This window comes from Polaromonas sp., assembly GCF_043778355.1.
Classification (GTDB): domain Bacteria; phylum Pseudomonadota; class Gammaproteobacteria; order Burkholderiales; family Burkholderiaceae_C; genus Polaromonas.
This window is the reverse complement of record NZ_JAYWHI010000032.1, coordinates 37,649-63,006: the sequence shown is the minus strand read 5'-3', so window position 1 is coordinate 63,006 and position 25,358 is coordinate 37,649. Positions and strand designations below refer to the sequence as shown.

Here is a 25,358-nt window from a genome sequence, read left to right as displayed (position 1 = left end):
ACGCGGCTCTTGTACAAGTACGGTGCGCGCGGACGTGATCAGGCCAGAAAAGCGGTGACCTCCTGCAGAACTGCCCTGTCCTTGAGGATGCGCCGGTGTCCCAGGTCATGCGTGGCGAACAATCGGGCGCGGGGAATGGCCAGGCTGAAGGCCACGCCGTCAACGAAGCGGTTGATGCTGTCGCGCCTGTCATGCACCACCAGCGTGGCCTGGCTGATGCGCGAACCGACAGCCTGCGGCTCAAACTGTGGCATCAGGATGCCTTCGCGAGTTTCGAGACGTGTTTGCATCGCGGCGCGGGTGCGCTCGCTCAGGCCGAACACCTCGGCGAACAGACGCGTGTATTCATGCGGCGAGGCCGGCGGGGCCAGCAGAACCAGCTTGCGCAGCGCCAGTCCGCGGCTGGCGACAAAGGCTGCGGCGTTGGCGCCCAGCGAGTGCGCGACGACCGCGTCCAGCCGAAAGCCCTGCTGTTGCAGGCGCGCCGCAGTGTATTCGATGGCGCGCGCAAATTGCGGCAGGTTGCTGGTCGGGCCGGTGCTGCGGCCATGCGCCGGCATTTCAAGGATCACCGCGCGCAGGCCCTGCGCCTGCAGGCTGTCGGCCAGCGCCAGCATCTGGCCGGCGTGGCCGCCCCAGCCATGCACCAGTAGCACCACCGGGCCGTGTGGCGCGACCGGGCGGGTGTACAGCGTGATGCTGGCATTCTCAAACGGCCAGGCGCTGATGGCCCAGTCAGCCGTCCAGGCGCGGCGGCGCGTCAGCCAGCGCGGCGGCAGCGGCGTGCCGAACAAGCGGTAGGCCATGCGAACCGCCAGCGCGGGCCACAGCCGCTGCGATGCGCCCAGGCCCCAGCGGAACAGCCGGGTGATGGGACTGGTGTTGTAGAAGGCGGCGGTGGCCTCAACAGAATTGCGTGTCATGACGGGTTTCCCTTCAGTACCAGATCCAGTCGCGGTTGCTGCGCGGCACACCGCGCAGCGATTCGCGGACGGCGCGCACCGTGCGCACGAGGACCAACAAGACCAGGGGGACAATCAACAGCAGCATGGCATCTTCCTTTTCTCCGCACGATCGTGCGAAATATTAAGCAACAAAAAGCCCTTGTGGGGCTTGCTCATGATCCCTCGCAGGATCAGTTCCGGTAACTTTTCATCAGCCGCTGCCAGCTGGCCTGGGTCCGTTCGGCGGCGCGCGGGTCCCGCAGGAAGCGCGCATCGTGCAGCAGACCCATGGCCAGAGCGCTGATCTCGGCAACGAGCTGGTCCGCGTCGGTATCAGCACTCAAATGGCTGGCCTCAATGGCTTGCAGCGCGGTGCGGCGCAGCGCGGCGCGCCAGCGCGTGACTTCCTGCAGCAGCGTGTCGCGCAGCTCGCCGTCGCGGTCGTCGAGCTCGAAGGCGCCAGCCGTGTAGATGCAGCCGGACTTCACCTCGACATCGCGCATGCGCACGATCCAGCGCTGCACGATGGCATCGAGCCGGGGCAGGCCCTTGGGCAACTGCATGGCCGGCACAAACACATCGGCGATAAAACGGCGACCAAACTCCTCGATCACGGCCTTCTGCAAGGCCTCGCGCGAACCGATGCGCGAGAACACACCACTCTTGGACAAGCCCAGCCGGTCAGCCACCGCCTGCAGCGTGATGGCCTCCAGCCCTTCGGCAGAAGCCAGGTCCAGCGCCGCACCGACAATGGCAGCGCGGGTCATCTCGCTTTTCTGGGTTTTGGCATCCATGCGAAAAATATTAGCACAACTGTGCTAAACATGTCAAACGATAGCGTTTGGTGACACGGATGCGGGGATTCCCGCTGACAGTGGCGTGGCCAGGCGCGTTACCCTGTGCCCCATGACCCGCAACGCATCCCCCTTCATCCCACAAATCCGCTTGTACCAGGACTGGCTGCAACAAGCCCGCGGCCTGTCCTTTGCGTCCTATGACGCCTTGTGGCGCTGGTCGGTCACCGACCTGGACGCCTTCTGGCAAAGCATCTGGGACTATTTCGAGCTGGCGTCGCCGACGCCGCACAGCGCTGTGCTTGCGGACAAGCAGATGCCGGGTACCCGCTGGTTTCCAGGCGCGCAGTTCAACTACGCGCATCAGGTGTTCCGCCATGTGGACCCGGCGCATGCCGCCGGTTTCCCTGCGCTGATCAGCCACAATGAAAAAAGCCTCGCCGCCGGCGAGCCTGCGCATGAGTTAAGTTGGCCCGAGCTGCGCCGCCAGGTCGCTTCGCTGGCGCTGCATCTGAAAGCGCAGGGGGTCGAACCCGGCGACCGCGTCGCCGCCTACCTGCCGAACATTCCCGAAGCCATGGTGGCCTTCCTCGCGGTGGTCAGCATAGGCGGTGTCTGGAGCATCTGTGCGCCCGACATGGGCACCAACGCCGTGCTGGACCGTTTCCAACAGATTGAGCCCAAAGTCCTGATTGCCTGCGATGGCGTGAGTTACGGCGGGCGCGATTTTGACCGCACGGCCGTGCTGGGCGAGTTGCGCGCTGCCCTGCCCAGCGTGCAGCATTTGATCGTGCATGGCAATCTGGATGCTACAAAAACCATAGCTGATTGCGTCCAATTCACAAGGGCTACAGCCCGAAATGACGCTGAAACGGCGACATTCGAGCCGATGTGGCTGCCTTTTGACCACCCGCTGTGGATTGTGTATTCCAGCGGCACCACCGGTCTGCCCAAACCCATCGTGCACGGGCATGGCGGCACCGTCATCGTGGCGCTAGCGCTCAAGACCCTGCACAACGACATTGGCTGCAGCTACGCCGCCAATTCCTTTGGCGAGCGCTACCACTGGTACAGCTCGACCGGCTGGGTCATGTGGAACGCGCAGATGAGCGGCCTGCTCAACGGCACCACCTGCTGCATCTTCGACGGGAATCCGGGCGGCAGCAAGGACAAGCCGGACTGGACCACCCTGTGGCGCTTCGCCGCGCAGCTGGGGGTAACTTTCTTTGGCGCGGGCGCGGCCTTTTTTGCGAATTGTCTGAAGGCCGGCGTGGACCTGTCGCGCTGCGGCGACCTGTCGACCGTGCGCGCTCTGGGCACGACGGGTTCACCGCTGTCGCCCGAGGCGCAGATCTGGGGCACCGAGCAATTCCGTGAGCTCAAACGTGGGGACGACATCTGGTGGTGCAACATCTCCGGTGGGACGGACTTTGCCGGTGCATTCATTGGCGGTAACCGCGAGTTGCCGCAGGCGCCTGGCGAGATGCAGTGCCGCTTGCTTGGCTGCGCCGTGGAGGCCTGGAACGAAGCGGGCGAGCCGGTAATCAACGCGGTCGGTGAGCTGGTCTGCAGCCAGCCGATCCCCTCGATGCCCCTGTATTTCTGGGGCGATGAGGGCAACAAGCGTTATTTGTCGAGCTACTTCGACATGTACCCGAACGTCTGGCGCCACGGCGACTGGCTCAAGGTCACGCCATCGGGCAGTTGCATCATCTATGGCCGCTCCGACGCCACCATCAACCGCCACGGTCTGCGCATGGGCACCAGCGAGTTGTACAGCGCGGTCGAGGCCTTGCCGGAAGTCATAGATTCCATGGTGGTGGACCTCGAATACCTGGGCCGTGACAGTTACATGCCGCTGTTTGTGGTGTTGCGTGAAGGCGTGGTGCTCGATGAAGCCATGCGGGTCAAGCTCAACAACGCCATCAAGACCGCGCTGTCGCCGCGTTTTGTGCCCAACGAGATTTTTCAGGTGCCCGAGATTCCGCGCACGCTGTCGGGCAAGAAGCAGGAGTTGCCGATCAAAAAGCTGCTGCTGGGCCAGCCCATCGACAAGGTGGTTAACCGCGACGCGATGGCCAACCCCGCTTGCCTGGACTGGTACGTCGCATTGGCCCAGCGGCGCGCAGCCGCGTAGGTAGCAGCATCTGCGCGCTCACGCAGGCTTGCGGTTGACCAGCACGATACCGAGCGCCACCAGCAACAGCGCCGCCAGCAAGCTGGGCGTGGCCGCTTCGTTGAGCCACAGCGCGCCGAACAGCAGCGCAAACAGCGGCGTCAAAAAGACAAAGACAGAAATCTTGGTCGCGGGGTAACGACCCAGCATCCACATCCAGGCCAGGTAACTGGCAAACGCACCGACCACGGTCTGGAGCACCAGCGACGTGATCGCAAACGGGCTGAGCGACCCGACCCATTGTTCGCCGAGCGCCAGCGACAACAGCGGCAGGGCCAAACTGCTGACGGCGACCTGGTAGAACAGCAGTTTTTCCGCCGACACTTTGGCCAGCGAGGATGCGCGTATGACCACCGTGGTCAGGCCCCACAACATGCCGGCCACCAGCGCCATCACGTCGCCCAGCCAGGTCGATGCGGCGCCGGCATTGAATCCCTCGCGCAGCGCAAAAGCCACGGCAGCAAAGGCGCAGGCCAGGCCGGCCCATTGCACGGGCCGCAACGTTTCCGACTTCACCCAGATCGGCAACAAGGCCGCCACCCAGAACGGCGAGGTGTAGAGAAACACCGTGAGCCGCGAGGCGCTGGTGTACTGCAAGCCGACATAGATGCAGGCAAACTCGGCCGCAAACAGGCTGCCCGCCAGCAGCCCCGCACGCAGCGAGCCGTCGGCACCGAACAATTTGACACCGCGCCAGGCGCACCACAGCAGCAGCAGCACGGTGGCGCCGACAAAACGAATGGCGGCCTGGAAGGCTGGCGCCACTTCTGCCAGCGTGGCCTTGACCAGCACCTGCTGGAAACCCCAGAACAGGCAGCAGGTCAGCAGCAATGAGATGGCCAGGGTATCGAGGTGGGTTTTGCGTGCAGTCATGGGGGAACGTGCCGGCAGTCAGAGGGCCTGTGTCAGCGTTACAAAGGGTGCTCGGTGTAAAACCGGCCGCCGTGAAACAGCAGCGGCGCCGCGCCTGTGCGGTGGCTGCAGCGCTCGACCTCACCGACAAAAATCACGTGGTCGCCTTCTTCGTAGCGGCTGCGGTTGAAACATTCGAAGACCGCGGCGGAGCCCGTCAGCAGCGGGGCGCCGCCGGCGCCCTCGGTCCAGGCAACGCCGGTCCAGCGGCCGTCTCGTTTGGCGGCAAACCGTTCTGCCAGCTCTTTCTGGTCAGCCGCCAGGATGTTGACGGCGTAGTGCGAACCGGTGCTCAGCGTAGGCAGTGAGCCGGCCGCCCGCGCCAGGCTCCAGAGCACCAGCGGCGGCTCCAGCGACACCGAGTTGAAAGAGTTGGCGGTCAGCCCGATCAACTCGCCGCTGGCTGCGCGCGCCGTGACAATCGTGACCCCGGTGGCGAACATGGCCAGAGAGGCGCGAAACTCGCGGGTTGAAAAACTCGGCTGACCAGCTTGGCTGGGGATGGCGGTGGGCGTCATGGCTGTAATTTACCCGAGTAGGCGTTGAGGGCGGATTACGTGCCGGTCGCTAGAATCCGGCGATGCGTACTTCCTGTTTTCTCGCGCTGCTGCTCGCCACTGTCCTTGTCTCGCCGGTGCACGCAGCAGCGCCTTGTGATGAGTTTGTGCGCAAGTTGCCCAACGTCAAGCGCAGTCTGTGCGAGGCGGCCAAGCTGGAAGCCACATCGGCCCGCTCGGTCAAGGGGCAGCCGCTGTGGCTGCGCGACATCCAGCCCGACGATGTGCGCCTGCGCGTGCTGGTGTTGGGCGCCATTCATGGCGACGAACTCTCGTCAGCGTCGGTGGCACTGCACTGGATCCAGCTGGCCGAGCAGACGCCGTCGCCCTGGTCGCAGGCGATCCACTGGCGGTTTGTGCCGGCGCTCAACCCCGATGGACTGCTGTCTTCGCCGCCGCGCCGGGTCAACGCCAATGGCGTGGACCTGAATCGCAATTTTCCGACGCCCAACTGGGAGCGTGATGCCAAGGTCTACTGGGAAAAACGCACACGCAAGGACCCGCGCCGCTGGCCGGGCCCCAAACCGCTGTCAGAGCCGGAGTCTGCTTTTCTCCACAGCGAGATGCAGCGATTCAAGCCCAACCTGATCGTCAGCATTCACGCGCCCTATGGGGTGCTGGATTTTGACGGGCCGTCGGTGCCGCCGTCCAAGCTGGGCCGGCTCTACCTCGACCAGGTCGGCATTTTCCCCGGCTCTTTGGGCAATTACGGCGGGGTGCACAAGGGCGTGCCGGTGGTCACCATCGAGCTGCCCAATTCCACGCGCACGCCGCTGGACGCCGAAATGCGTCAGATGTGGCTGGACTTGCTGCGCTGGATGAGCGAACGCATCACCTCAGCCGAGGTGCAGCGTTCGCCGCGTTTACCCTGAGATTTTCAGATCAAACAGGGCTGCAGTCCATACCTGACAGGCGCCAGCAGCTATAAAAAAAGTAGCATTTCCGCCGGGCACCGGGGCCCCAGGCATCACTCAATCACGCTTGAGTTTGTCGTAGGCCGCATCCATGGCCGGGCTTTTGCCCGTGTCTTGCAGACCGCGACGCAGGTCGGCATCGGCCTGCCGTATCTGCGGGTCGGGGACGGCGCTGGTCATGTCTGTTGATTGGTCGCGCTCATGCGGCATGGCCAGGCTGGCTTCGTCAGAAGCATCTGCCGGCGATGGCGCCTGGCCTGGCCGGGCGCGCCCTGGGGACGGGTTTTTGGGGGGCATGCCGTCGCTGCTTCCGGGTTGCCCGGAGAGGGCATCGGGCGACGATTTGACGGGAGTGCGTTTGGTCATGGCGGTGCTTTCTTGCAGTCAACAAAAAGGGTTCAGATTTCCATGGTGAGCGTCTGGCGGCTGGCGGTCTGTCAGCGCAGGCGCGCGGCGACTGTAGGCGGCTGGCAAGGACGGCATACGGCCCGGAGGTCTTTGCTTGTAACCAGTGCCCTGTCCAAACCTGGCTCAACGTACTACGATACTGTCAAAACCATAAGTGAGGGTTCGCCGTGCCCGGCGCTCATACGGTGGTTGCCGCGCGAAACAACAGCAGAAAGGCACAAGGCAATGGCATGGTGAGTTCCTGGGGACTTCGCTTGCGGCTTGCGCTGGCCCGAACGTTCAATCGTTGGGCGGAGGGCTTGCATTTGCCCCCGCCGACAGCCCCGGCCGGCGCGCCGGCCCGTGTGGGCCGCGAGCATCGGCTGCATGACGCGATCATCAACAGCATGAACGACGGCGTGATCGCCGCTGACGCGTCCGGCCGGCTTTTGCTGTTCAACGCCGCCGCTAAAAGGATACTCTCGCACCACCAACCCGTTGAAACGCTGACTGCCCTGCGCGGTCAGCACGAACTGTTGACGCTGGACGGTAAAACGCTTTACGCGGCTGAGGAGCTCCCGCTGAGCCGCGCGCTGCGTGGCGAGAGCGTGGACCACTGGGAGGTGTTGTTGCGCACGCCCAAAGGCAGTGACCAGATCTTGCGGCTCAGCCTGCGGCCGTGGCGTGATGAGGCGAAGCAGTTGATCGGCGGGCTGGTGGTGTTTGCCGACATCACCGAGCGCAAACGTGCCCAGGACTTTTCCCATGCCCAGGAGCGGGTGCTGGAGCTGATTGCCAGCGGCCAGCCGCTGCCGCAGTTGCTCGAAGCCATCGTGACGCTGATTGAAGGTCACGCGCCGGACAGTCTGTGTTCCATTTTGTTGTGCGAGGGAGCCCACCTGCGCCATGGCGCCGCGCCAAGCCTGCCCGATGCCTACAACCGGCAGATCGACGGACTCGCCGTGGGCGACGGGGTGGGCGCGTGCGGGACCGCCGCGTTCCTGAAAAAACCGGTGGTCGTCGCGGATGTCACCTCTGACCCGCTGATGCGCAATCACCTAGACCTGCTGCGTGAGTTCAGGCTGCAGGCATGCTGGTCAACCCCGGTGCTATCGACCGGCGGTGAGGTGCTGGCCACCTTTGCGATTTACCACCGCACGCCTTACCAGCCGCAGCCGCAGGACGAGGCCCTGGTGGAAACCGCCGTGCGTCTGGCCCGCATTGCCATCGAGCGCACGCGTGCCGAGGAAGCCTTGCGCAGCAGCGAGGCGCGTTTTCGGGAGCTGGCTGAAAACGTCGAGGATGTGTTTTACAACGTGGACGTGGTCAACGGACGCATGTTGTACATCAGTCCGGCCTATCAAACCCAGTGGGACCGAAGCCTCGCGAGCCTGTACGAAGCAGCGGACTCTTACCTGGATGCCATTCATCCCGACGACCGGCCTGCTGCGGAAGCGGCCAAGCTGCAGCACCAGAACGGCAGGGCATCTGACCTGGAATACCGGATCATCCGTTCGAACGGGGAGATGCGCTGGATTCGCGACCGCGCTTACCCGGTCCGCAATGCGGTCGGCATGGTCGAACGGGTGGTTGGCGCTGCGCGCGACATCACGGCGCGCAAGCGGGCCGATCTGGAACTGGCGCGCACCAACCGCGCCCTGCAAATGCTCAGTCGGTGTAATGCGGCCCTGACCCGTATGGACGATGAGGTTGAGCTGCTTGAGCAGGTGTGCCGCCTGGCGGTCGATGTAGGCGGCTACCGCATGGCCTGGGTCGGTTATGCGCAGGACGACGAGGCGCGCAGCATCGTGCCGAGGGCCCGTGCCGGCCACGACGCGGGTTACCTGTCCAGCATTGTGCTGACCTGGGACGGCGAGCAGCCGACCGGCCGCGGGCCTGCCGGTCAAACCATACGCAGCGGCGAGGTCAGGGTCAGCGAGGACATCACCCAGGGCGACAACCAGTTCTACTGGAGCGAGGAGGCCGTGCAGCAGGGTTACCGCAGCGCCGTATTTCTGCCTCTGCGCGACGCCAGCCGTACCTTTGGCTTGCTCGGCCTTTACTCCGCATTGGTGGAAAAACTTGCGCCCGAAGAAGTCCAGCTGCTGCAGGAGCTGGCGGACAACCTGGCCTTTGGCATTGGCAACCTGCGTTCGCGCCTGGAGCGCAAGCAGGCCCAAGATGAAATCCTGCGGCTCAACGCGGAGCTGGAAGAACGCGTGCGCCAGCGCACGGCGCAGCTCGAGGCGGCCAATCAGGAGCTCGAAGCTTTCTCCTACTCGGTGTCGCACGACTTGCGCACGCCGCTGTCGGCCATCGACGGCTTCAGCGGCTTGCTGGCCAAGGACATCAGTGCCGGCGGCATGAGCCCCGCGCGCGGCCAGCACTACCTGACACGTATCCGGGCCGGCGTCGCGCAAATGGGCGAGCTGATCAACGCCCTGCTGTCGCTGGCCCAGGTGTCAAAAACCAGTTTGCGCTGGGGCAGCGTCAACCTGAGCGCCCTGGCCCACGAGGTGTTGAGCGGCTACCAGGAGCGTGAGCCTGGCCGATCTGTGCATTGGCAGGTCGCCCCTGACGTGCATGTGCAGGGCGACGGGCGCCTGCTCCGGCAGGTGCTCGACAACCTGCTGGGCAACGCCTGGAAGTTCAGCGCCCGGCAGCCGCAACCCCGAATCAGCTTCGGGCGCGAGCCGGGCAGCGAAGGCCAGGACGTGTATGTGGTGCGCGACAACGGCGCCGGTTTCGACATGGCCTATTCAGAAAAGCTGTTTGGCGCGTTCCAGCGGCTGCACACGGTGGCGGAGTTTGAAGGTACCGGCATCGGTCTGGCCACCGTGCACCGAATCGTGATGCGCCACGGGGGCAAGGTCTGGGCCGAGTCGGTTCCGGGTCAGGGCGCCACGTTCTACTTCACGCTGGGTTCACTGCGCGATTAGGCTGCGCCCCTGTGCTGCATGGGGGAATTCCCGCGGGTAAAAACCCTGCCCGCTAACATGAATCCAGCAACCCGTGTTGCACAAGCCAATTCAACTCGCCGCACACTGCATGTTGTTCTCACCCACTTGCACACACCGGACTTTCCCCATGCCCACCCTGTTTGACGCCAACCACGCCGGCGAGCTTGAGCTCGCCAATCGCATTGTCATGGCGCCGCTCACGCGTAACCGCTCACCCAACGCCATTCCACCCGACATGGCGCAGACCTACTATGCGCAGCGTGCCAGTGCCGGCCTGCTGATTACCGAGGCCACCGCCATCAGCCACCAGGGCCAGGGTTATTCTGATGTGCCCGGTCTGTACGGTACCGAACAACTCGACAGCTGGAAAAAAGTCACCAACGCCGTGCACGACAAGGGCGGCAAGATCGTGGTGCAACTCTGGCATGTGGGCCGCGTTTCACACACCGAGCTGCAGCCAGACGGCGGTAAACCGGTGGCGCCCTCGGCCATCACCGCCAAGACCAAAACCGTGCTGATCAAGGACGGTGTGCCGGCCTTCGTCGACACCTCGGAGCCGCGCGCGCTCAACGCCGAGGAGCTGCCCGGTATCGTGCACAGCTACCAGGCGGCAGCCCGCAACGCGGTCGAGACCGCTGGTTTTGACGGTGTCGAAATCCATGGCGCCAACGGGTATTTGCTGGACCAGTTCCTCAAGGACGGTAGCAACCAGCGCAGCGACGACTATGGCGGCAGCATCGAGAACCGCGCCCGTCTGCTGCTGGAAGTGACGCGCGCCGTGACCGGTGCCGTGGGCGGCGGCCGCACCGGCATTCGCCTGTCGCCGGTCACGCCGGCCAACGATGTGCATGACTCGGACCCGCAGGCGCTTTTTGACTACCTCGTCAAACAACTGGCCACTCTGAACCTGGCCTATATCCACATCATCGAAGGCGCCACCGGTGGCCCGCGAGAGATCGCCGACCGACCGTTTGACTACGCCGCACTCAAGCAGGCCTACCGTACCGCCGGCGGCAAGGGCGCATGGATGGTCAACAACAGTTATGACAAGGCACTGGCCGAGAAAGCCGTTGCAGAAGGTGACGACCTGGTCGCCTTTGGCCGGCCCTACATCGCCAACCCCGATCTGGTTGAAAGGCTCAAGTCCGGCGCGCCGCTCAACACACCGGACAAGACGACGTTTTACGGCGGCGGTACCAAGGGCTACACCGACTACCCGGCGCTGGCCTGAACCATCTTGATCGCCCGACCATTCGGGCTGAGCCTGCCTTCGCCCCTTCGCCCCTTCGACAGGCTCAGGGTGACCGATGTGGGGTGCTACACCCACTACACTACGCGGTATGTCGAGTATTTCTGCCGCACCCCAGGTCCCCCATCTGGTCCTTGCCGCCGGCCTGCTGATGTGCGGTCTGGCCAACGCAGGCCGTCCGCTGACGGTGGATGACGCCAACACCGATGACGCTGGCACCGGCCATGTCGAGGCTTGGTATGCACGCCAGCCGGGCCGCGCCAACACCTGGACGGTGGCCCCGGCTTTTTCCCCGATGGACGGCCTGGAGCTGGGCGCATCGACCACGCGCGACCGCACCGCGGCCAGTACCAGCCAGTCGCTGCAGGCCAAGTGGCGCATTACTCCCTCACAGGAAGCCGGCTGCAACAACGCCGTCGTGCTGGGCGCCAGCCAGACCCGCAGGCAAAGCGGTACCACGCCTTATATCAACGGCCTGCTCACTTGCAACAGCGCCTTGGGCGCGACACACGTCAACCTGGGTGCCCAGCGCGCGCCGGGCGGGCCGGGCGTTGGCACCTGGGGCCTGGCCCATGAGCGCGAGTGGGGCCCGATGACCTTCCACGTTGAAGCCTTTGGCCAGCGCCTGGCGAAACCTACCTTTCAGATCGGCGCCCGCAAAGAGCTGAGCCCGAATCTGCAACTGGATGCGACACTGGGCCGAAACAACCGCCAGAAGCTCTTCAGCGTCGGGCTCAAGCAGTCGTTCTGAACCCCGTGAGGGGCTGCTTGCCAGGGGCATTTGCTATAAAAGTCATAGCTACTTGCGCATGTACCACAAGGGCTGACAGTCTAAAAGGCCGCAAACCTCGGCTCAAGCGGGTCCCACGCCAATCGGTGCCGGTGCGGTTAGCACAATACGCGTGAACAAACGCTCGTAACACGGGTCGCGCAGGCCCCCGGCCAGCGGATCCCGGTCACGCGCAAAGGCCGCGTCCAGTTCGACCCAGTCGGACGGGCCCAGCGCCTTTTCCGCGGCGGGCAGGACCTGCGTTTCTTCGGTTCGCATGTGCGTCATGTAAAAGGCAACATACACCCGGGCGGTGTCGGTGAAAGAGATGCGCCGCGACTCGCCAATCAGCTCCCAGCCCAGCAGCAGATGTTGCAGCTCCCGCACCTTGCTTTCGCCGCTCATGTGGTCGGCCTCCAGTTGGCGTATCACCGGCATCAACTCGGGCGCGGCACGCACCAGCCGGGGAAACAGCAGGTCCGACTCCTTGGGGTGGTGCCGGCGCTCGGGAAACTCGTCGATGTAAAACAGCATGGCGCGCAGCACGTCAAAGAAACGTTCCGGCTCATCGCCCGGACCGCGCTCCATCATCATCAAAAGCGAGCGCAACACCGCCGCCAATGCGGCATGTTCGTCGCGGATGATTTGCAGCGTGGCGTGAGGCATGGGCCCAGCTTGGCACAGGCATGGGGCCCCTCTTTTGATCCAGGTCAATCCCGGCGCAGCTTCCAGCGCTTGAGCAGCAGCGCATTGGAGATCACACTCACGCTGGACAGCGCCATCGCCGCGCCGGCCACCACCGGGCTCAAATAGCCCAGCGCGGCCAGCGGGATGCCGGCCACGTTGTAGGCAAAGGCCCAGAACAGGTTCTGCCGGATCTTCATCACGGTGCGGTGCGAGATGTCCAGCGCACCGGCCACCAGCGAAAGATCGCCGCGCATCAAGGTGATGCCTGCTGCGTGCATGGCCACGTCGGTGCCGGTGCCCATGGCCATGCCGACGTCGGCCGCCGCCAGGGCCGGGGCGTCATTCACGCCGTCGCCCACCATAACCACGGTATGACCACCGGCCTTCAGCTCGGTCACCTTCGCCGACTTGTCACCCGGCAGCACCTCGGCCAAAACCTCATCGGCGACCAGCCCCAGCCGCGCGCCCATGGCCAGCGCCGCGCCCCGGTTGTCGCCTGAAATCATCACCACACGGATACCGCGCCCGCGTAGCGCCGCCAACGCCTCCTGCGCACCGGGCTTGGGTTCGTCGGCAAACGCCATCAGGGCACGAGCAACATACCGTTCGCCCTGAGCCCGGCCTGTGCTGAGCTGGTCGAAGGGTCGAAGGGATTGTTCGCCTGGCACAGACACGGCTTCGACAGGCTCAGCCCGAACGGACAGTCGCTCGACCAGCAGCGCCAGCGTCGCGCCTGCAGCCTGCAGACGCTGCGCCTCGGTCGCCAGCGCGCCCAGACCCACGCCGAGTTCTTCGATCCAGCGCAGGCTGCCGATCAGGTAGCTGCGCGCAGCCACTTCGCCCTCGCTGCCGCGACCCGGCACAGCGCGCAGGGCGTCGGGCTGCGCCACCGTCAGGCCGCGCGCCTGCGCTGCGGCCACCACAGCATGCGCCAAGGGATGTTCGCTACCGCTTTGCAGGCTGGCTGCCACCGCCAGTTGTTGCGCTTCATCGGCACCTGGGGCTGCCAAAAAGGCAATCAATCGTGGTCGCCCGACGGTCAGCGTGCCGGTCTTGTCAAACGCCACGGTGTCGACCTTGTGCGCCAGTTCCAGCGCCTGCGCGTCCTTGATCAGAATGCCGTTTTTCGCCGCCACCCCGGTGCCGGCCATGATGGCCGCCGGCGTGGCCAGCCCCAGCGCACAGGGGCAGGCAATCACCAGCACTGCCACCGCATGGATCAATGCGGTCTCGATGCCGGCCCCCATCCACAACCAGCCCAGCACCGTCGCCAGCGCAATCACCAGCACCACCGGCACAAACACGGCCGAGACCTGGTCCACCAGCCGCTGGATGGGCGCCTTGCCGGCTTGCGCGTCTTCCACCAGCCGGATGATCTGCGCCAGCACACTTTCGCTGCCGACCGCGCTGACCCGCAGCAACACCCGGCCGTCGCCATTGATGCTGCCACCTGTGAGTTTGTCGCCGGGCTGCTTGGCCACGGGCAGGGGCTCGCCAGTCAGCATCGATTCGTCCACCTGCGTCTGCCCCTCCAGCAAGATCCCGTCCATGGCGATGCGCTCGCCGGGGCGCACCACCAGCCGGTCGCCCAGCAGCACCTCGGCTACCGGCAGGTCGGCTTCTTCGCCACCGGGCTGTAGCACATGCGCCACCTCCGGGCGCAAGGCGTGCAGCGCCCGTATCGCCGCCGTGGTCTGGCGCTTGGCACGTGCCTCCAGCCATTTGCCCAGCAGCACCAGCGTCACCACCACGGCAGAGGCCTCGAAATAGAGGTGCGGCATCGTACCGGCCTCGGCGTTGAGCCAGAGCCACATCGACAGGCCCCAGCCGGCGCTGGTGCCAATGGCCACCAGCAAATCCATGTTGCCCGTCAAGGCCTTGAGCGCATGCCAGCCCGCCGTGTAAAAGCGCGCACCGAGGACGAACTGGACCGGCGTCGCCAGCAAAAACTGCTGCCAGGCCGGGAGCATCCAGTGTTTGCCAAACAGGTCGCCGATCATCGGAAACAGCAGCGGCGCCGACAGCAGCAGGCCGATCGCCACCGGTGCAAAGCCGGCCCAGGGCGACAGGTCTTCGGGCGGCGCTGCTTCGGCAGCACGCGGCTCATATCCGGCGTTGCGCACGGCGCGGCGCAGCTGCGCGTCCATCTGCGTCGAAGGGGCGTAAAGCACCCGCGCCGATTCGGTCGCCAGGTTCACAGTCGCGTCCTGTACGCCGGGCACTTTTTTCAGGGCTTTTTCAACGCGCGACACACACGACGCACAGGTCATGCCGCCAATGCCAAGGTCCAGGGAGGAGGGGGAGAGGGGGGTGTTCATAAGGCGGATGCTCCACCTTGCCATCATGGCAAGGTCAAGGGTTGATGCAGATCAACCCCACAGGTGTCAAGGCTTTGGCGGCACCCGCTTGACCTTACCATTGTGGCAAGGTTCAAGCTAAGGGACTTCCACTTTAAACCTCAAGGACACACCATGGACCAGACCTTCAATGTACAAGGCATGACCTGCGGCCACTGCGAACGTGCCGTGACCCAGGCGGTCAAAACCGTCGATCCGCAGGCCGAGGTGCGCATAGACCGCGCATCAGGCAGGGTCGACGTGGCATCCGACAAGCCGCGCGACGCCATCACCGCTGCGATTACGCAAGAGGGCTACAGCGTCGCACCATGAGCTCGCCCATGAACATAGGCGCGGCGGCGCGTCAGTCCGATATCTCGGCCAAGATGGTGCGGCACTACGAGTCGCTGGGACTGTTGCCGACGGTGCAGCGCACTGACAGCGGCTACCGCCAGTACAGCGATGCGGAGGTCCACACGCTGCGCTTCATCAAACGCGCGCGCGACCTCGGCTTTTCAATGCTGGAGATTGCCGAGCTGGTCGGCCTGTGGCAAAACCGCCGCCGCGCCAGCGCCAGCGTGCGGCGCATCGCGCAGAAACACGCCGACGCGCTGGCTCAGCGCATCGCGGCCATGCAGGCCATGCAACATACGCTGGCCCATCTGGTCGATGGCTGCCACGGTGACCACCGCCCGGAATGTCCGATTCTTGATGACTTGGCGGGGCTGGCGCCGACTGAATAAATCGGCGCCCTGCATCACGCGGGTATCAGGCTGCATCGCCGGTCTGCGCGCGACGCGACAGGCTACTTCTTGTCTGCCGCTTCCGGCAACTCGATCTTGACCTCCAGCACGTCCAGGTTGTCCTGGCGCTCAAGGTTGACCTTGATGTCGTTCGGGTTGATGTTGATGTATTTGGAGATCACCGCGATCAGGTCGCGTTGCAGCGCCGGCAGGTAGTCGGGCTGGTGACCCTGGCGGCCGGAGCGTTCGTGCGCCAGGATGATCTGCAGCCGCTCTTTGGCGACGCTGGCGGTTTTTTTCTTTTCGCCGAGCAGGAAGGAGAGAAAGGAGGCCATGGCGGTTTACTTTCCTCCGAACACACGTTTGAAGAAGCCGACCTTGGGTGCGTCGATGAAACGCAGCGGTTTGTCCTCGCCGAGGAAACGGGCGATCACATCCTTGTAGGCTTCGGAGACATCGCTGCCTTGCATGTGCACCGCCGGCACGCCCTGATTGGAGGCCTGCAGCACCGACTCCGACTCGGGGATCACGCCGATCAGCTTGATGCGCAGGATGTCCTTGATGTCTTCCAGCGACAACATCTGCCCCTGGTCAACGCGGCTGGGGTTGTAACGCGTGATCAGCAGATGTTCCTTGATCGGCTCGCCGCCTTCCATGCCGCGTTTGGTCTTGCTTGAGAGCATGCCGAGGATGCGGTCGGAGTCGCGCACCGACGACACCTCGGGGTTGGTCACGACCAGCGCTTCATCGGCAAAATGCATGGCCATCAGCGCGCCAGTTTCGATGCCAGCCGGCGAGTCGCAGACGATGTACTCGAAGTCCATCGCGGCCAGGTCGTTCAGCACTTTCTCGACGCCTTCCTTGCTCAGCGCTTCCTTGTCGCGCGTCTGCGAGGCAGCCAGCACAAACAGGTTGTCGCACTGCTTGTCCTTGATCAGCGCCTGGTTCAGGTTGGCCTCGCCCTGGATCACATTGATCAGGTCGTACACCACACGGCGCTCGCAGCCCATGATCAGGTCGAGGTTGCGCAGGCCCACGTCGAAGTCGATGACAGCGGTTTTGTGGCCGCGCAGGGCCAGACCGGTTGCAAAGCTGGCGCTGGTGGTGGTTTTGCCCACGCCGCCCTTGCCGGAGGTGACGACGATGATTTTTGCCATGGGTGAAGTCCTTAAAAAAATGGGGAGAGGAGGTTGTCCTGTTACCCGTTCGTCCTGAGCCTGTCGAAGGATGGCTGTGAACCCTTCGACAAGCTCAGGGCGAACGGAAAACCGGGAAAACGTGCGGATGTCATGCCTTGGTCGAAACCTTGATCGGGTCCATGACCAGCTTGTCGCCGTCGGTGCCCGCGACCAGGCGGACCTGCGTCGGTTTTCCCCACACGCCTTCGGGCAGCGGGGTGTCGCTGGTGCGGTAAATGCCGGCAATCGACAGCAACTCGGGCTCCAGGCAGAGCGAGAAGATGCGGGCATCGGCATTGCCGCGTGCACCGGCCATGGCCTTGCCGCGCAGTGGCGCGTACACATGAATGTGGCCGTCGGCAATCACTTCGGCGCCGGCGTTGACCATGGCCAGCACCACCAGATCGCGTCCGCGCGCGTAGACCTGCTGGCCCGAACGCAAGGGTTTGTCGATGACCAGGGCGCCCACGGCGGGCGAAGCCATCGGCGTTTCAACAGCAACAGGCTGCGGCCGCGCGGCTTCAGGCGCCTGCGCTCTGGCGGCTGTGAGGTGTACATCGGGTGCGAGGAGCAGGCCGGCTGCGGCGGCGGCGTTCATCTGCCCCAGGTTGCCACCGCGCACGGCGACAGGCGCCACGCGGTAACTGCGCAGCAGCGTGACCAGCGCCGCGAAGTCGATGGCACGCTCGTCCGATGTCAACGCGGATAACTCGACCACGAGCGGGTCGTTGTCGAAGAAGTCGGGAATGTCGCCGAAACGCAGCGCCAGGTCGCGCGACAGCGCATCGAGGTCGGGGGATTTGAGCAGCAGCGCAACCAGAGGCAGATTGGCGCTTTTGATTTCGAAGGTGGCGGGGGAGCTGGCCGGGAGGGCAACGGTCATGGGCAAGGGGGCGCCGCGTCGTCGCGGAAAAAGGAAAGATCGGTTGCTTGAAAGCGTAGCCCGAAAAGGCACGGATCTTAACAGCGCGATATGTCGCAGTTGTTAGGGAATGAAACGCCAGCCAGTGGGGCTGGACGCCATCGACTGTGTCATGGTGCTGAGGGTGTGACGACAGGGTAAGAGGATGTCTATACGCCAAATCGACCCTCAGCCCATATCGGACGGGCGCAGGCAGCTATAAATTCAGGAGCGAATGGTTATGCTTGGACAGGAAGCTGGACGTTGCGTGCGGTGCCCAGCAGCGTGGCGCACAGGGTTTCCTCGCCGTCGGCATTGACCGCGTAAACATCGGCGGCGCACACGGTGAGCAACTTGCCGGCGTTGAGCACCCGGCCGCGCGCACGCAGCAGGGCGCCCTGCGCCGGTGCCACCAGCTTGAGGGTGGCGTCCACCGTGGCGTTGATCCAGCCCGGCGCGAGCAGGGAGCCGGCTGCGGCGACGGCGGCAAAGTCGGCCACTGCAAACACGGCCGTGGCTTGTAGCTGACCTGGCTTGAAGCAGAAGGCGTCGAGTACCGGTATCTCGACCTCCACCTCGCCGGGCGTGATGCGAGTGAAGGTCAGGCCCAGGGTGCGGGCCATGGGCATGGACAACACCATGCGTTCGAGCTGGCGCAGGTGTGGGTCGCTGGCGTTGCCAATGTCGGTGGTCATGCGCTGTTTTTCCTTGCAGGGGTAGGCTGGTGCGCGTGTTGATGTTTGCGTGGGAGCAGCTTAGCAAGCTTCGCGCTGAATGGGGCGTGCACCTGGCGCCGGCGCTGTCACCTGGGTGCCACGCCCGACCCTCACAGACAGGTCCTACATGCAGGCGGCCTGACGACCCGCAAGACCTGAGCTGTCGGCGTCCCTATAGTGATTTCATGGGCCGGGTGTGACTGGCCCTTGCATGGCCCGCTCGCCCTTTGTGGCTGCACTGGTTTGAAAAAAGGAGATTTTCATGATGTTCAAAACCTTTTCGCTTGTTGCGCTCCTGTCGGGCGCGGCGCTGGCGGCTTTTGGGCTGGCGCAGGCGCAGCCGAGCACCATGCCGGACAATGCGACGCAAGTACCGCCCGAAATGGGCGTCAAGCCCATGCTGCCCGGAGCCAGCGCACCGCTGCCCGCCGATCTCAAGCCGCGCGTGCGGCCAGAATTGAAACCCCGCATGAAGTCCGATGAGCTCAAGCCGGAAATGCGCTCCGAGCAGCGACCGGAAATGAGCCCCGGCCTCCAGCCCAACAGCCAAAAACCGCTGCGCACGGATGCGCCTACAAAACGTGCCAACTGATCGATACCCAGCCCGGCGGCAGTGGCAGCGCGTGAGCGCCCTGCTCCTGCCTTTGCTGTGTCTTGGCAGCGGTCATGCCGCGGCCCAGAGTGGCGCGCCCGTGCCAGAGCCGCGTATCAACCGGAACCCGGCTTTTCGGGACGGGCTGCCTCCCGCGCCCCAACCGTCAGCCAGCCCGCGCGTGACCTTGCCGCCAGCAACGGGCCCGTGTGATCCGCGGAACTCCACCTCAAGGCCGGTGCAGCCGCCGGCCAGCATCGACGACCGCAGTGTGATGCCAAGCGAATCGCGCGCACCTGGAGCGCTCTCGCCGCAGGCTTCAGGCGCAGCCGCTGCGGGCTGCAACTGATCTGGGGCCTGCGTACCTTTTATTGAATAAAACCCATGCCCCGTGATTCCCGGACTTCGGGTTTGATCCGGTGCTCGGCTTCAAGCTGGCTCAGGAACTCCTCCACCGTGAACTCCGCCGCAAGAATATCGGTCTGCCGCTTGACCGCCGCAAAGTCGCCGGGGCACAGTTGCTCCAGCCGTGCCAGCCGCTCCCGAACGGCGCCAGTCAGGCTGGCGGCGTCGCCCGCCAGGGCTTCGGTGACAAACATTGTTTCGCGCTGCGCCGTCGTCAGGGGCATGAATTTGATCTTGAAGGTGAAGCGCCGCAGCGCGGCCTGGTCCAGACTTTCCAGCAGGTTGGTGGTGCAGACAAAAATGCCGTTGAACCGCTCCATGCCCTGCAGCATCTCGTTGACCTCGGTCACCTCGTAGGTTCGCTGGGCGCCGCGCCGGTCCTGCAGGAAGCTGTCGGCCTCGTCAAGCAGCAGCACCGCTTTCTCGGCTTCGGCTTCGGCAAACATGGCCGCCATGTTCTGCTCGGTCTCGCCCACATATTTGCTCATCAGGTCGCTGGCCTGTTTGATGATCAGCGGGCGTTCGAGCGCTTTGGCGATGTGTTCGGCCAGCGCGGTTTTGCCGGTGCCCGGCGCGCCATAAAAACACAGGCTGCCGTGGCCGCGGCTTTTCAGTGCCTCGACAATACGCGGCACGTCAAAACGCGACTCGATGTTGAGCATGGACAAATCGTAAGTGGTGACGCTGCGTCGCCCGGAGGCGTCGGCCTTGTTGCCGAGTGCGAGGTCGGCATTTTTAAGCTGCCGCTCGATCAGCGACTCCATCAGCGCCGTATGCCCGCCGCCGAGGATGGTCTGTATACCCGCGCCATCGGTGTCCTGGCCGGGCTCGCTGGCCAGCTTGGCAAAACGCACGGCGGTCCGGATTTGCGCCGGCGTCAGCCCCTTGCGAGCGGTGAGCCGCGCCACAAAACCGTCGCTGACCGGCACACCTTCGAGGGTCTTGCGCACCAGACCTTCGCGCGCGCCCGGCGGCGGTGACTTGAGCTCCAGGTGGTAGGCGAAACGGCGCCGGAAAGCCGGGTCGATCTGCTCGATGCGGTTGGTCACCCACAAGGTCGGCACCGTGTTTGACTCAAGGATCTGGTTGACCCAGGCCTTGCCGCTGACCGAGCCGGTGGCCGGCGCCATCAATTGGTCCGAGCGCGCCATCAGTTGAGCGGCCTCGCTGGAGATCGCCGGAAACACGTCCTCGACCTCGTCAAACAGCAGCGCTGCGTGGGCGCTGCCCTTGAGGAAGACCTGGGCAATCTGCAGCGATCGGTAGCGGTCACGCCCGCTCAGCGAGTTGCCGTCGCGGTCGGCGTACTCCACCTCGAACAGGTCCAGCCCCGCGGCCTGCGCCACCACCTTGGCCAGCTCGGTCTTGCCGGTGCCGGGCGGGCCGTACAGCAACACATTGACGCCGAGTTCCTTGCCGGCCACCGCATTCCGCAGCAGCGACACCATCACCTGTGCATCTTCCTGGGCGAACGAAAAATCGGCCAGCCCCAGGCTGCTGCGGTCCACCGGCCGGGTGAACACGGCCATCAGCTCGGTCTGGTCGCGGTATTCACGCATCAGCACTGGCGGCAGCTTCTCGCTGACCTTCATCAGATCGGCCAGGTCGGTGATGTTGTGCTCGGAGATCAGGTTCTCGACCATGCCGATGCGCTCCAGCCGCGAGCCGGCGCGCAATGCCTCTGCCACCTCGCCGGCCTTGACGCCCGCTACCTCGGCGATCGCGGCATAAGCTTCAGGCGCATTGTTGACCTTGAACTCGACCAGCAGCGAGCGCAGGTCGCGTTGGTAACGCGCCAGCGTGCCATACAGCAGCAGCGCGCGTTCGGCCCGGTTGAGCTGCAGCAGCTTGGCCAGTGCATCGATGTTTTTTTCGACCAGCGTGGACTGCTTTTTCAGCGCGTGGGTCAGCCAGTCGCCGGTGGCGCTGAGTACCGACAGCAGATCCTTGGGCTGGTCTTTGGCGTGTTCGTCGAGGTAGAAAAACAGCGTGCCCTCTTCGTAGGGGCCGCGCCAAGCGCCGTGGCGGCTCAGGAAAGCGGTGTCGCTCAGGGCTTCGTGATCGCGCCAGAACTCGTTGTCGCGGCAGCGGCGGCCCAGGAATTCGCGCAGGCGCTGCAGCGCCGGCAGGGGCCAGACCAGGTGCCGGCCCGACAACGACAGCAGGCTGTTGAGGTCACGCCGCACATTGAACTTGGCGCCCTGGCGTGCGGCCAGCGTCAGTACAAAATGCGAACACATCAAGTCCAGCACCGGCGCATCCTTCAGGCCTGGGGAAAGCAGCAGCTGACCGTGTTTGTCGGCACCCAAACGCTTGCTCATCGATGGACCTCCGGCGTTGGAAAGAAAAATTTTGCGCCTCTGGCGCGGGCGATACCTCACCATAACGCAGCTTGCCGAGTCGGGGAAGACAGCGGCGAAATTCCCCCGTGTGGATTGCGCCACAAAACCCGCCACAATCGGTGCTCCCGCAAAAATGCCGTGACAGCCCCACCCGCCAGGAGCACCATGCTTGGATTTGCCGATATTGAAGCCGCCGCCCTGCGGCTGCAGGGCCAGTTGCTCGATACGCCCTGTGTCGCGTCGAAGACCTTGTCGCAGATCACGGGTGCAGACGTCTACCTCAAGTTCGAGAACCTGCAGTACACCGCCTCTTTCAAAGAGCGCGGCGCCTGCAACAAGCTGGTGCAACTGACGGTCGACGAGCAGCGCCGCGGCGTGATTGCCATGAGTGCTGGCAACCATGCCCAGGGCGTGGCCTACCACGCGCAGCGCTTGGGTCTGCGGGCGGTGATCGTGATGCCGCGCTTCACGCCTGGCGTGAAGATTGACCGCACCCGAGGCTTTGGCGCGGAAGTGGTGCTGCACGGCGACACGCTCGAAGAATCGCGCAGCCACGCGCTGGCGCTGGCGCAGCGTGAAGGCCTGGTGTTTGTCCACCCTTATGACGATGAAGCCATCATTGCAGGTCAAGGCACGGTGGGGCTGGAAATGCTGCGCGCCGTCCCGGAGCTCGACATGCTGGTGGTGGCAGTCGGCGGCGGCGGCCTGATTGCCGGCATGGCTACGGCGGCCAGGGCGATCAAACCCGGTATCGGCATCATCGGCGTGCAGACCTCGCGTTTTCCGGCCATGGTCAACGCCATCAAGGGCACGCAACACCCGCAGGGCAGCAGCACGATTGCCGAAGGCATTGCTGTCGGTACGCCGGGCGTCCTGCCGCAGGCCATCATCGCGCGGCTGGTGGACGATCTGGTGCTGGTGGATGAAGGTGACATCGAACAGGCCATGGTGATGCTGCTGGAGATTGAAAAAACCCTGGTCGAAGGCGCGGGCGCTGCCGGCCTTGCCGCACTGCTCAAGTACCCGGACCGTTTCCGGGGTAAAAAAGTTGGCCTGGTGCTGTGCGGCGGGAACATTGATCCGCTGTTGCTGGCAGCGATCATCGAGCGCGGCATGGTGCGTGCGGGCCGGCTGGCGCGCATCCGCGTCAGCGCGCGCGACGTTCCGGGTTCATTGGCCAAAATCACTGCCACGGTGGCCGGGGCGGGGGCGAACATCGACGAGGTGCATCACCAGCGCGCGTTCACCATGCTGTCGGCGCAGAACGTCGACATCGAACTGGTGATCCAGACGCGCGGGCGAGACCACATTGCACAGGTGCTCGCCGTGTTGAAAACGGCCGGCTTTGAAGCCGAGGAGCAACTATGAATACCCAAACCTTGCAGGCCGCGCTGCCTGAGTATTTTGCGCCCTGGGTCCAGTTGCTGGGGCTGCAGGTCGAGGCTTTTGACGGGCGGGGGGTGACTTTGCGCCTGCCGCAAAACCCGGCGTTGTCGCGTGCCGGTGACATGCTCTGCGGCCAGGCCATGATGGCCGCCGCCGACACGGCGATGGTGCTGGCGCTAATCAACCATTTCGGTAAATTCAGGCCTTGCACCACGGTACAGATGAACAGCAGCTTCCTCAAGCCGCTGTCGAATCAGGATGCGCTGATCGAAGCGCGTGTGATCCGTGCCGGCAAGTCGCTGGCCTTCGGCGAGATCGATATCCGCGGGGCTGATGATGGCAAGAGCGTGAGCCGCGCGAGCACCACCTACGCGTTGCTCTAGGGCCTGTTCACACTATTTATACAAGTACGAACGGGGTAAAAACAGCGCCAATCAAGGCGCGCGACGACACCCAGACCGGGTGTCTGGGTTAGGAGTGCAACGCTGAGTGGCGTTGTTTTCACCCCGTTCCCTCCGGGTTGCGGCCAAAAAGGCCATGCGCAGCGTTGCAAAGCCTTGCCGGGCGCCAGCCCGGCTGCATTTTGCGCCTCGCGCATGACCTTTTTGACTCGCAACGCATCTTGTATAAATAGTGTGAACAGGCCCTAGGCGCTACCTGAGGTGTTTGCTCATTTTTGCGGCGAACAGCTGCGGGATGCTGACGCTGCGGCGACCCGGCAGCAGCTCAAAACCTTCGCCGGCGCTGATGCTGCCCGGCGTCAAGACCGACAGGTAAAAACCGCAGAAACCGCTCTGCGCCATCAGTCTTGAGGCCCGCGCAAAGCCCATGGCGGCATTGAATTTGTAGCAGGGCTCGCGCGGCATGCGCACCTGCAACTCGCAGTGGGGAAACCTCAGCACGTCGCCGGCCCATACATCCCTTTCCACCAGGCCTTGCAGGGTCAGGTTTTCACCGAGGCTGCCATGCGGCAGGCTGTCATCAATCAGGCCCAGGCCCTGTTCCCGCCGCGCGGCTTGCCAGAACGGATAGTGTTCCGCCGGATAGGCATACACGGCTTTTTCAAGTCCGCCATGGATGGACAGGTCGGCCTGTTCGTCACCCCGCAGGCCCAGCGGAGACACCGGCACCGCCTCATTCACGGGCCGCTTGACCATGCCCGTCAAGACACTTCGCCCGCCGATGGGGATGCGACGGGCCACACCGACCTGAGCCGACACCAGGCGGCGCGTCAGGCGCGACTGCGCTTCCAGCGAAATGCCGCCCCTTAGTTCCATCCGATCACTTCAAAACCTCTTTCCCCCAGGCAGCGTTGAACGAAATTGCGGTAGGTGCTGCTGGGCCGGTCGTTGCGAAAAGCCCCCTGTACCGCGCCGGCCGACCCGCCCACGGCGGCACCGGCTGCGCCTGCGCGCACCACACCCTCGCCGGCACGACCGGTGATCAGCGCACCGACCGCCGAGGCCACAGCGCCGGTGGCCGCACCCACACCGGCACCGCGGGCGACGGCACTGTTTTTTTCGTCGGGTGTCAGCCCGGCTGAAACCGCCCTGGCCATGCAGGCATCGGCTTCGGCGCGGCCCTGGGCATCGCCAACACGGTTCAGCGTCGCATTCGGGTAGAGAACGGGTCGGGCCGATGGGCTGTGGCTTCCGGTGCTGGCGCAGCCGGCCAAGCCGCTCAGCAGCAAGGCAGCAACGCAGGCAAAGCCTGGTTTTGCGAAGGAACGCATAGCTAACTCCCGAACCAAGGATGACTGTTGGCTGCCAGGGCAGGACAAATCAGCATGTTAGCGGGCAGCCCGGTCGAGCCCGCGTGTGAAAAGGTAAAATAGTGACGTTGTCCCGTTTTCAGGAACCCTTCACCATGTCCAGCCCAGAACAAACCACCAACGCAGCCCACAGCAGCCCGACGCCCACCCAGGAACAGGATGCCGTCGAAGCCATCGTGCCGCTGATGCCTCTGGTTTTACCGGCCGCCGGAGCTGTGTTGATGTTTCTGCTGGCTTTCATTGCCATCTACATGGCCTGATTGCCAACGCGACGCGACGGCCTTGGCCCTGCGCCCCAAACTGTACGGCATCAGGCGGCGGCGCCCTCAACTCGCACACCCGCTGATGGCTGGCCGTCCGGCACGCGGCTGACCATCCGTAGCCCCCGGTGACCCCCGGGGAAATTCTTGAAGTACCTGCTGAACAGGTTGCTGGCGCCTGCCAGCAAATAGCCGCAAGCACTGTCCAGCAAGCCGCTACCGCTTTTATCTCTAGGCGCTGCCTCGCCGCCGCTGCTGGCGTGCAGCGGCGATGGGCATCGCGAGCCCATTGCCATCGCCAGTGTCAGGGCTGCCGGAACCCGAGCGTTCGGAATGCATAACCCCATGCAGGTTTTGCATATCTTTTGGCTGTACCTTG

25 protein-coding genes are annotated in these 25,358 nt (G+C 64.4%); 11 read left to right on the top strand and 14 right to left on the bottom strand.

The features are described from left to right. Positions 1–38: 38 nt before the first annotated feature. Positions 39–923: an alpha/beta fold hydrolase gene (locus ACH2CW_RS06455; RefSeq protein WP_395056275.1), complete on the bottom strand. Its 885-nt coding sequence runs from the start codon at positions 921–923 to the stop codon at positions 39–41. A gap of 212 nt (positions 924–1,135) precedes the next feature. After that, positions 1,136–1,738 carry a TetR/AcrR family transcriptional regulator gene (locus ACH2CW_RS06450; protein ID WP_395056273.1) on the bottom strand — a complete coding sequence of 201 codons (603 nt, stop codon included), beginning with the start codon at positions 1,736–1,738 and terminating at the stop codon, positions 1,136–1,138. Between the two features lie 112 nt (positions 1,739–1,850). Here ACH2CW_RS06450 and ACH2CW_RS06445 point away from each other — a divergent pair, with 112 nt between their 5' ends. Then, positions 1,851–3,875: an acetoacetate--CoA ligase gene (locus ACH2CW_RS06445; protein ID WP_395056271.1), complete on the top strand. Its 2,025-nt coding sequence runs from the start codon at positions 1,851–1,853 to the stop codon at positions 3,873–3,875. Between the two features lie 18 nt (positions 3,876–3,893). Here ACH2CW_RS06445 and ACH2CW_RS06440 read toward each other — a convergent pair whose 3' ends face one another. Together ACH2CW_RS06440 and ACH2CW_RS06435 are read right to left on the bottom strand one after the other, a co-directional pair. Continuing rightward, on the bottom strand, positions 3,894–4,787 hold the full coding sequence (locus tag ACH2CW_RS06440; protein ID WP_395056269.1) for a DMT family transporter: 894 nt from the start codon (positions 4,785–4,787) through the stop codon (positions 3,894–3,896). Positions 4,788–4,825: 38 nt separating this feature from the next. Next, positions 4,826–5,344 carry a flavin reductase family protein gene (locus ACH2CW_RS06435; RefSeq protein WP_395056267.1) on the bottom strand — a complete coding sequence of 173 codons (519 nt, stop codon included), beginning with the start codon at positions 5,342–5,344 and terminating at the stop codon, positions 4,826–4,828. A gap of 62 nt (positions 5,345–5,406) precedes the next feature. Between ACH2CW_RS06435 and ACH2CW_RS06430 the strand changes: the two genes are divergently transcribed. Beyond that, positions 5,407–6,255 (top strand): M14 family murein peptide amidase A, encoded by an 849-nt coding sequence (locus ACH2CW_RS06430; protein WP_395056265.1) that lies wholly within the window; start codon positions 5,407–5,409, stop codon positions 6,253–6,255. Positions 6,256–6,354: 99 nt separating this feature from the next. Here ACH2CW_RS06430 and ACH2CW_RS06425 read toward each other — a convergent pair whose 3' ends face one another. Beyond that, on the bottom strand, positions 6,355–6,663 hold the full coding sequence (locus tag ACH2CW_RS06425) for a hypothetical protein (protein WP_395056263.1): 309 nt from the start codon (positions 6,661–6,663) through the stop codon (positions 6,355–6,357). 347 nt (positions 6,664–7,010) lie between these two features. Between ACH2CW_RS06425 and ACH2CW_RS06420 the strand changes: the two genes are divergently transcribed. The 3 genes from ACH2CW_RS06420 to ACH2CW_RS06410 all read left to right on the top strand — a co-directional run bounded on the left by ACH2CW_RS06420 (position 7,011) and on the right by ACH2CW_RS06410 (position 11,644). Next, positions 7,011–9,623 carry a GAF domain-containing protein gene (locus tag ACH2CW_RS06420; protein WP_395056261.1) on the top strand — a complete coding sequence of 871 codons (2,613 nt, stop codon included), beginning with the start codon at positions 7,011–7,013 and terminating at the stop codon, positions 9,621–9,623. Between the two features lie 148 nt (positions 9,624–9,771). Further along, positions 9,772–10,875, top strand: a complete 1,104-nt coding sequence (locus ACH2CW_RS06415; RefSeq protein WP_395056259.1) for an alkene reductase — start codon at positions 9,772–9,774, stop codon at positions 10,873–10,875. 109 nt (positions 10,876–10,984) lie between these two features. Continuing rightward, the gene (locus tag ACH2CW_RS06410) at positions 10,985–11,644 is read left to right on the top strand and encodes a hypothetical protein (RefSeq protein WP_395056257.1); all 660 of its coding nucleotides are present in this window, start codon (positions 10,985–10,987) and stop codon (positions 11,642–11,644) included. A gap of 102 nt (positions 11,645–11,746) precedes the next feature. Here ACH2CW_RS06410 and ACH2CW_RS06405 read toward each other — a convergent pair whose 3' ends face one another. Together ACH2CW_RS06405 and ACH2CW_RS06400 are read right to left on the bottom strand one after the other, a co-directional pair. Continuing rightward, positions 11,747–12,328, bottom strand: coding sequence for a hemerythrin domain-containing protein (locus ACH2CW_RS06405; RefSeq protein ID WP_395056255.1), 582 nt, complete (start codon positions 12,326–12,328; stop codon positions 11,747–11,749). Positions 12,329–12,372: 44 nt separating this feature from the next. Next, complete coding sequence (locus tag ACH2CW_RS06400; RefSeq protein ID WP_395056253.1) at positions 12,373–14,667, bottom strand: heavy metal translocating P-type ATPase; 2,295 nt, start codon at positions 14,665–14,667, stop codon at positions 12,373–12,375. A 153-nt stretch (positions 14,668–14,820) separates the two neighbouring features. On the opposite strand from ACH2CW_RS06400, the gene ACH2CW_RS06395 reads away from it, so the two are divergent. Both ACH2CW_RS06395 and cueR read left to right on the top strand, forming a co-directional pair. Continuing rightward, complete coding sequence (locus ACH2CW_RS06395; RefSeq protein ID WP_395056251.1) at positions 14,821–15,018, top strand: heavy-metal-associated domain-containing protein; 198 nt, start codon at positions 14,821–14,823, stop codon at positions 15,016–15,018. Beyond that, positions 15,015–15,428 (top strand): Cu(I)-responsive transcriptional regulator, encoded by a 414-nt coding sequence (cueR, locus tag ACH2CW_RS06390; RefSeq protein ID WP_395056249.1) that lies wholly within the window; start codon positions 15,015–15,017, stop codon positions 15,426–15,428. Before ACH2CW_RS06395 ends, cueR begins: the two co-directional genes overlap by 4 nt. A 62-nt stretch (positions 15,429–15,490) precedes the next feature. On the opposite strand, the gene minE is transcribed toward cueR, so the two are convergent. The 4 genes from minE to ACH2CW_RS06370 all read right to left on the bottom strand — a co-directional run bounded on the left by minE (position 15,491) and on the right by ACH2CW_RS06370 (position 18,202). Beyond that, positions 15,491–15,763, bottom strand: a complete 273-nt coding sequence (gene minE, locus ACH2CW_RS06385; RefSeq protein WP_395056247.1) for a cell division topological specificity factor MinE — start codon at positions 15,761–15,763, stop codon at positions 15,491–15,493. A 6-nt stretch (positions 15,764–15,769) separates the two neighbouring features. Continuing rightward, entirely contained in the window at positions 15,770–16,585 is an 816-nt protein-coding gene (minD, locus tag ACH2CW_RS06380; protein ID WP_395056245.1) for a septum site-determining protein MinD, read from the bottom strand. 130 nt (positions 16,586–16,715) lie between these two features. Further along, positions 16,716–17,489 (bottom strand): septum site-determining protein MinC, encoded by a 774-nt coding sequence (minC, locus tag ACH2CW_RS06375; protein WP_395056243.1) that lies wholly within the window; start codon positions 17,487–17,489, stop codon positions 16,716–16,718. A gap of 257 nt (positions 17,490–17,746) precedes the next feature. Next, the gene (locus tag ACH2CW_RS06370) at positions 17,747–18,202 is read right to left on the bottom strand and encodes a PaaI family thioesterase (RefSeq protein ID WP_395056241.1); all 456 of its coding nucleotides are present in this window, start codon (positions 18,200–18,202) and stop codon (positions 17,747–17,749) included. A gap of 283 nt (positions 18,203–18,485) precedes the next feature. On the opposite strand from ACH2CW_RS06370, the gene ACH2CW_RS06365 reads away from it, so the two are divergent. After that, the gene (locus ACH2CW_RS06365) at positions 18,486–18,815 is read left to right on the top strand and encodes a hypothetical protein (RefSeq protein ID WP_395056239.1); all 330 of its coding nucleotides are present in this window, start codon (positions 18,486–18,488) and stop codon (positions 18,813–18,815) included. Between the two features lie 368 nt (positions 18,816–19,183). Here the strand turns inward: ACH2CW_RS06365 and ACH2CW_RS06360 are convergent, their stop codons facing one another. Then, positions 19,184–21,541: an ATP-binding protein gene (locus ACH2CW_RS06360; RefSeq protein ID WP_395056237.1), complete on the bottom strand. Its 2,358-nt coding sequence runs from the start codon at positions 21,539–21,541 to the stop codon at positions 19,184–19,186. 186 nt (positions 21,542–21,727) lie between these two features. Between ACH2CW_RS06360 and ACH2CW_RS06355 the strand changes: the two genes are divergently transcribed. Continuing rightward, complete coding sequence (locus ACH2CW_RS06355; RefSeq protein ID WP_395056235.1) at positions 21,728–22,930, top strand: threonine ammonia-lyase; 1,203 nt, start codon at positions 21,728–21,730, stop codon at positions 22,928–22,930. Next, positions 22,927–23,331 (top strand): PaaI family thioesterase, encoded by a 405-nt coding sequence (locus tag ACH2CW_RS06350; protein ID WP_395056233.1) that lies wholly within the window; start codon positions 22,927–22,929, stop codon positions 23,329–23,331. The genes ACH2CW_RS06355 and ACH2CW_RS06350 overlap by 4 nt, the downstream gene beginning before the upstream one ends. Positions 23,332–23,601: 270 nt before the next feature. On the opposite strand, the gene ACH2CW_RS06345 is transcribed toward ACH2CW_RS06350, so the two are convergent. After that, positions 23,602–24,225 (bottom strand): MOSC domain-containing protein, encoded by a 624-nt coding sequence (locus ACH2CW_RS06345; protein WP_395056231.1) that lies wholly within the window; start codon positions 24,223–24,225, stop codon positions 23,602–23,604. Then, positions 24,216–24,680 (bottom strand): glycine zipper family protein, encoded by a 465-nt coding sequence (locus ACH2CW_RS06340; RefSeq protein ID WP_395056229.1) that lies wholly within the window; start codon positions 24,678–24,680, stop codon positions 24,216–24,218. The genes ACH2CW_RS06345 and ACH2CW_RS06340 overlap by 10 nt, the downstream gene beginning before the upstream one ends. A 134-nt stretch (positions 24,681–24,814) precedes the next feature. On the opposite strand from ACH2CW_RS06340, the gene ACH2CW_RS06335 reads away from it, so the two are divergent. After that, positions 24,815–24,979, top strand: coding sequence for a hypothetical protein (locus ACH2CW_RS06335; RefSeq protein ID WP_395056227.1), 165 nt, complete (start codon positions 24,815–24,817; stop codon positions 24,977–24,979). The last annotated feature ends 379 nt before the right edge of the window (positions 24,980–25,358 follow it).

Coding starts and splice junctions, on each gene's coding strand:
- ACH2CW_RS06410 (WP_395056257.1), top strand. CDS start 10,985: ATGTCGAGTATTTCTGCCGCACCCCAGGTCCCCCATCTGGTCCTTGCC.
- ACH2CW_RS06455 (WP_395056275.1), bottom strand. CDS start 923: ATGACACGCAATTCTGTTGAGGCCACCGCCGCCTTCTACAACACCAGT.
- ACH2CW_RS06440 (WP_395056269.1), bottom strand. CDS start 4,787: ATGACTGCACGCAAAACCCACCTCGATACCCTGGCCATCTCATTGCTG.
- ACH2CW_RS06335 (WP_395056227.1), top strand. CDS start 24,815: ATGTCCAGCCCAGAACAAACCACCAACGCAGCCCACAGCAGCCCGACG.
- minC (WP_395056243.1), bottom strand. CDS start 17,489: ATGACCGTTGCCCTCCCGGCCAGCTCCCCCGCCACCTTCGAAATCAAA.
- ACH2CW_RS06445 (WP_395056271.1), top strand. CDS start 1,851: ATGACCCGCAACGCATCCCCCTTCATCCCACAAATCCGCTTGTACCAG.
- ACH2CW_RS06405 (WP_395056255.1), bottom strand. CDS start 12,328: ATGCCTCACGCCACGCTGCAAATCATCCGCGACGAACATGCCGCATTG.
- ACH2CW_RS06435 (WP_395056267.1), bottom strand. CDS start 5,344: ATGACGCCCACCGCCATCCCCAGCCAAGCTGGTCAGCCGAGTTTTTCA.
- ACH2CW_RS06365 (WP_395056239.1), top strand. CDS start 18,486: ATGATGTTCAAAACCTTTTCGCTTGTTGCGCTCCTGTCGGGCGCGGCG.
- ACH2CW_RS06340 (WP_395056229.1), bottom strand. CDS start 24,680: ATGCGTTCCTTCGCAAAACCAGGCTTTGCCTGCGTTGCTGCCTTGCTG.
- ACH2CW_RS06425 (WP_395056263.1), bottom strand. CDS start 6,663: ATGACCAAACGCACTCCCGTCAAATCGTCGCCCGATGCCCTCTCCGGG.
- ACH2CW_RS06430 (WP_395056265.1), top strand. CDS start 5,407: ATGCGTACTTCCTGTTTTCTCGCGCTGCTGCTCGCCACTGTCCTTGTC.
- ACH2CW_RS06415 (WP_395056259.1), top strand. CDS start 9,772: ATGCCCACCCTGTTTGACGCCAACCACGCCGGCGAGCTTGAGCTCGCC.
- ACH2CW_RS06355 (WP_395056235.1), top strand. CDS start 21,728: ATGCTTGGATTTGCCGATATTGAAGCCGCCGCCCTGCGGCTGCAGGGC.
- ACH2CW_RS06400 (WP_395056253.1), bottom strand. CDS start 14,667: ATGAACACCCCCCTCTCCCCCTCCTCCCTGGACCTTGGCATTGGCGGC.
- ACH2CW_RS06370 (WP_395056241.1), bottom strand. CDS start 18,202: ATGACCACCGACATTGGCAACGCCAGCGACCCACACCTGCGCCAGCTC.
- ACH2CW_RS06350 (WP_395056233.1), top strand. CDS start 22,927: ATGAATACCCAAACCTTGCAGGCCGCGCTGCCTGAGTATTTTGCGCCC.
- cueR (WP_395056249.1), top strand. CDS start 15,015: ATGAGCTCGCCCATGAACATAGGCGCGGCGGCGCGTCAGTCCGATATC.
- ACH2CW_RS06450 (WP_395056273.1), bottom strand. CDS start 1,738: ATGGATGCCAAAACCCAGAAAAGCGAGATGACCCGCGCTGCCATTGTC.
- ACH2CW_RS06360 (WP_395056237.1), bottom strand. CDS start 21,541: ATGAGCAAGCGTTTGGGTGCCGACAAACACGGTCAGCTGCTGCTTTCC.
- ACH2CW_RS06395 (WP_395056251.1), top strand. CDS start 14,821: ATGGACCAGACCTTCAATGTACAAGGCATGACCTGCGGCCACTGCGAA.
- ACH2CW_RS06345 (WP_395056231.1), bottom strand. CDS start 24,225: ATGGAACTAAGGGGCGGCATTTCGCTGGAAGCGCAGTCGCGCCTGACG.
- minE (WP_395056247.1), bottom strand. CDS start 15,763: ATGGCCTCCTTTCTCTCCTTCCTGCTCGGCGAAAAGAAAAAAACCGCC.
- minD (WP_395056245.1), bottom strand. CDS start 16,585: ATGGCAAAAATCATCGTCGTCACCTCCGGCAAGGGCGGCGTGGGCAAA.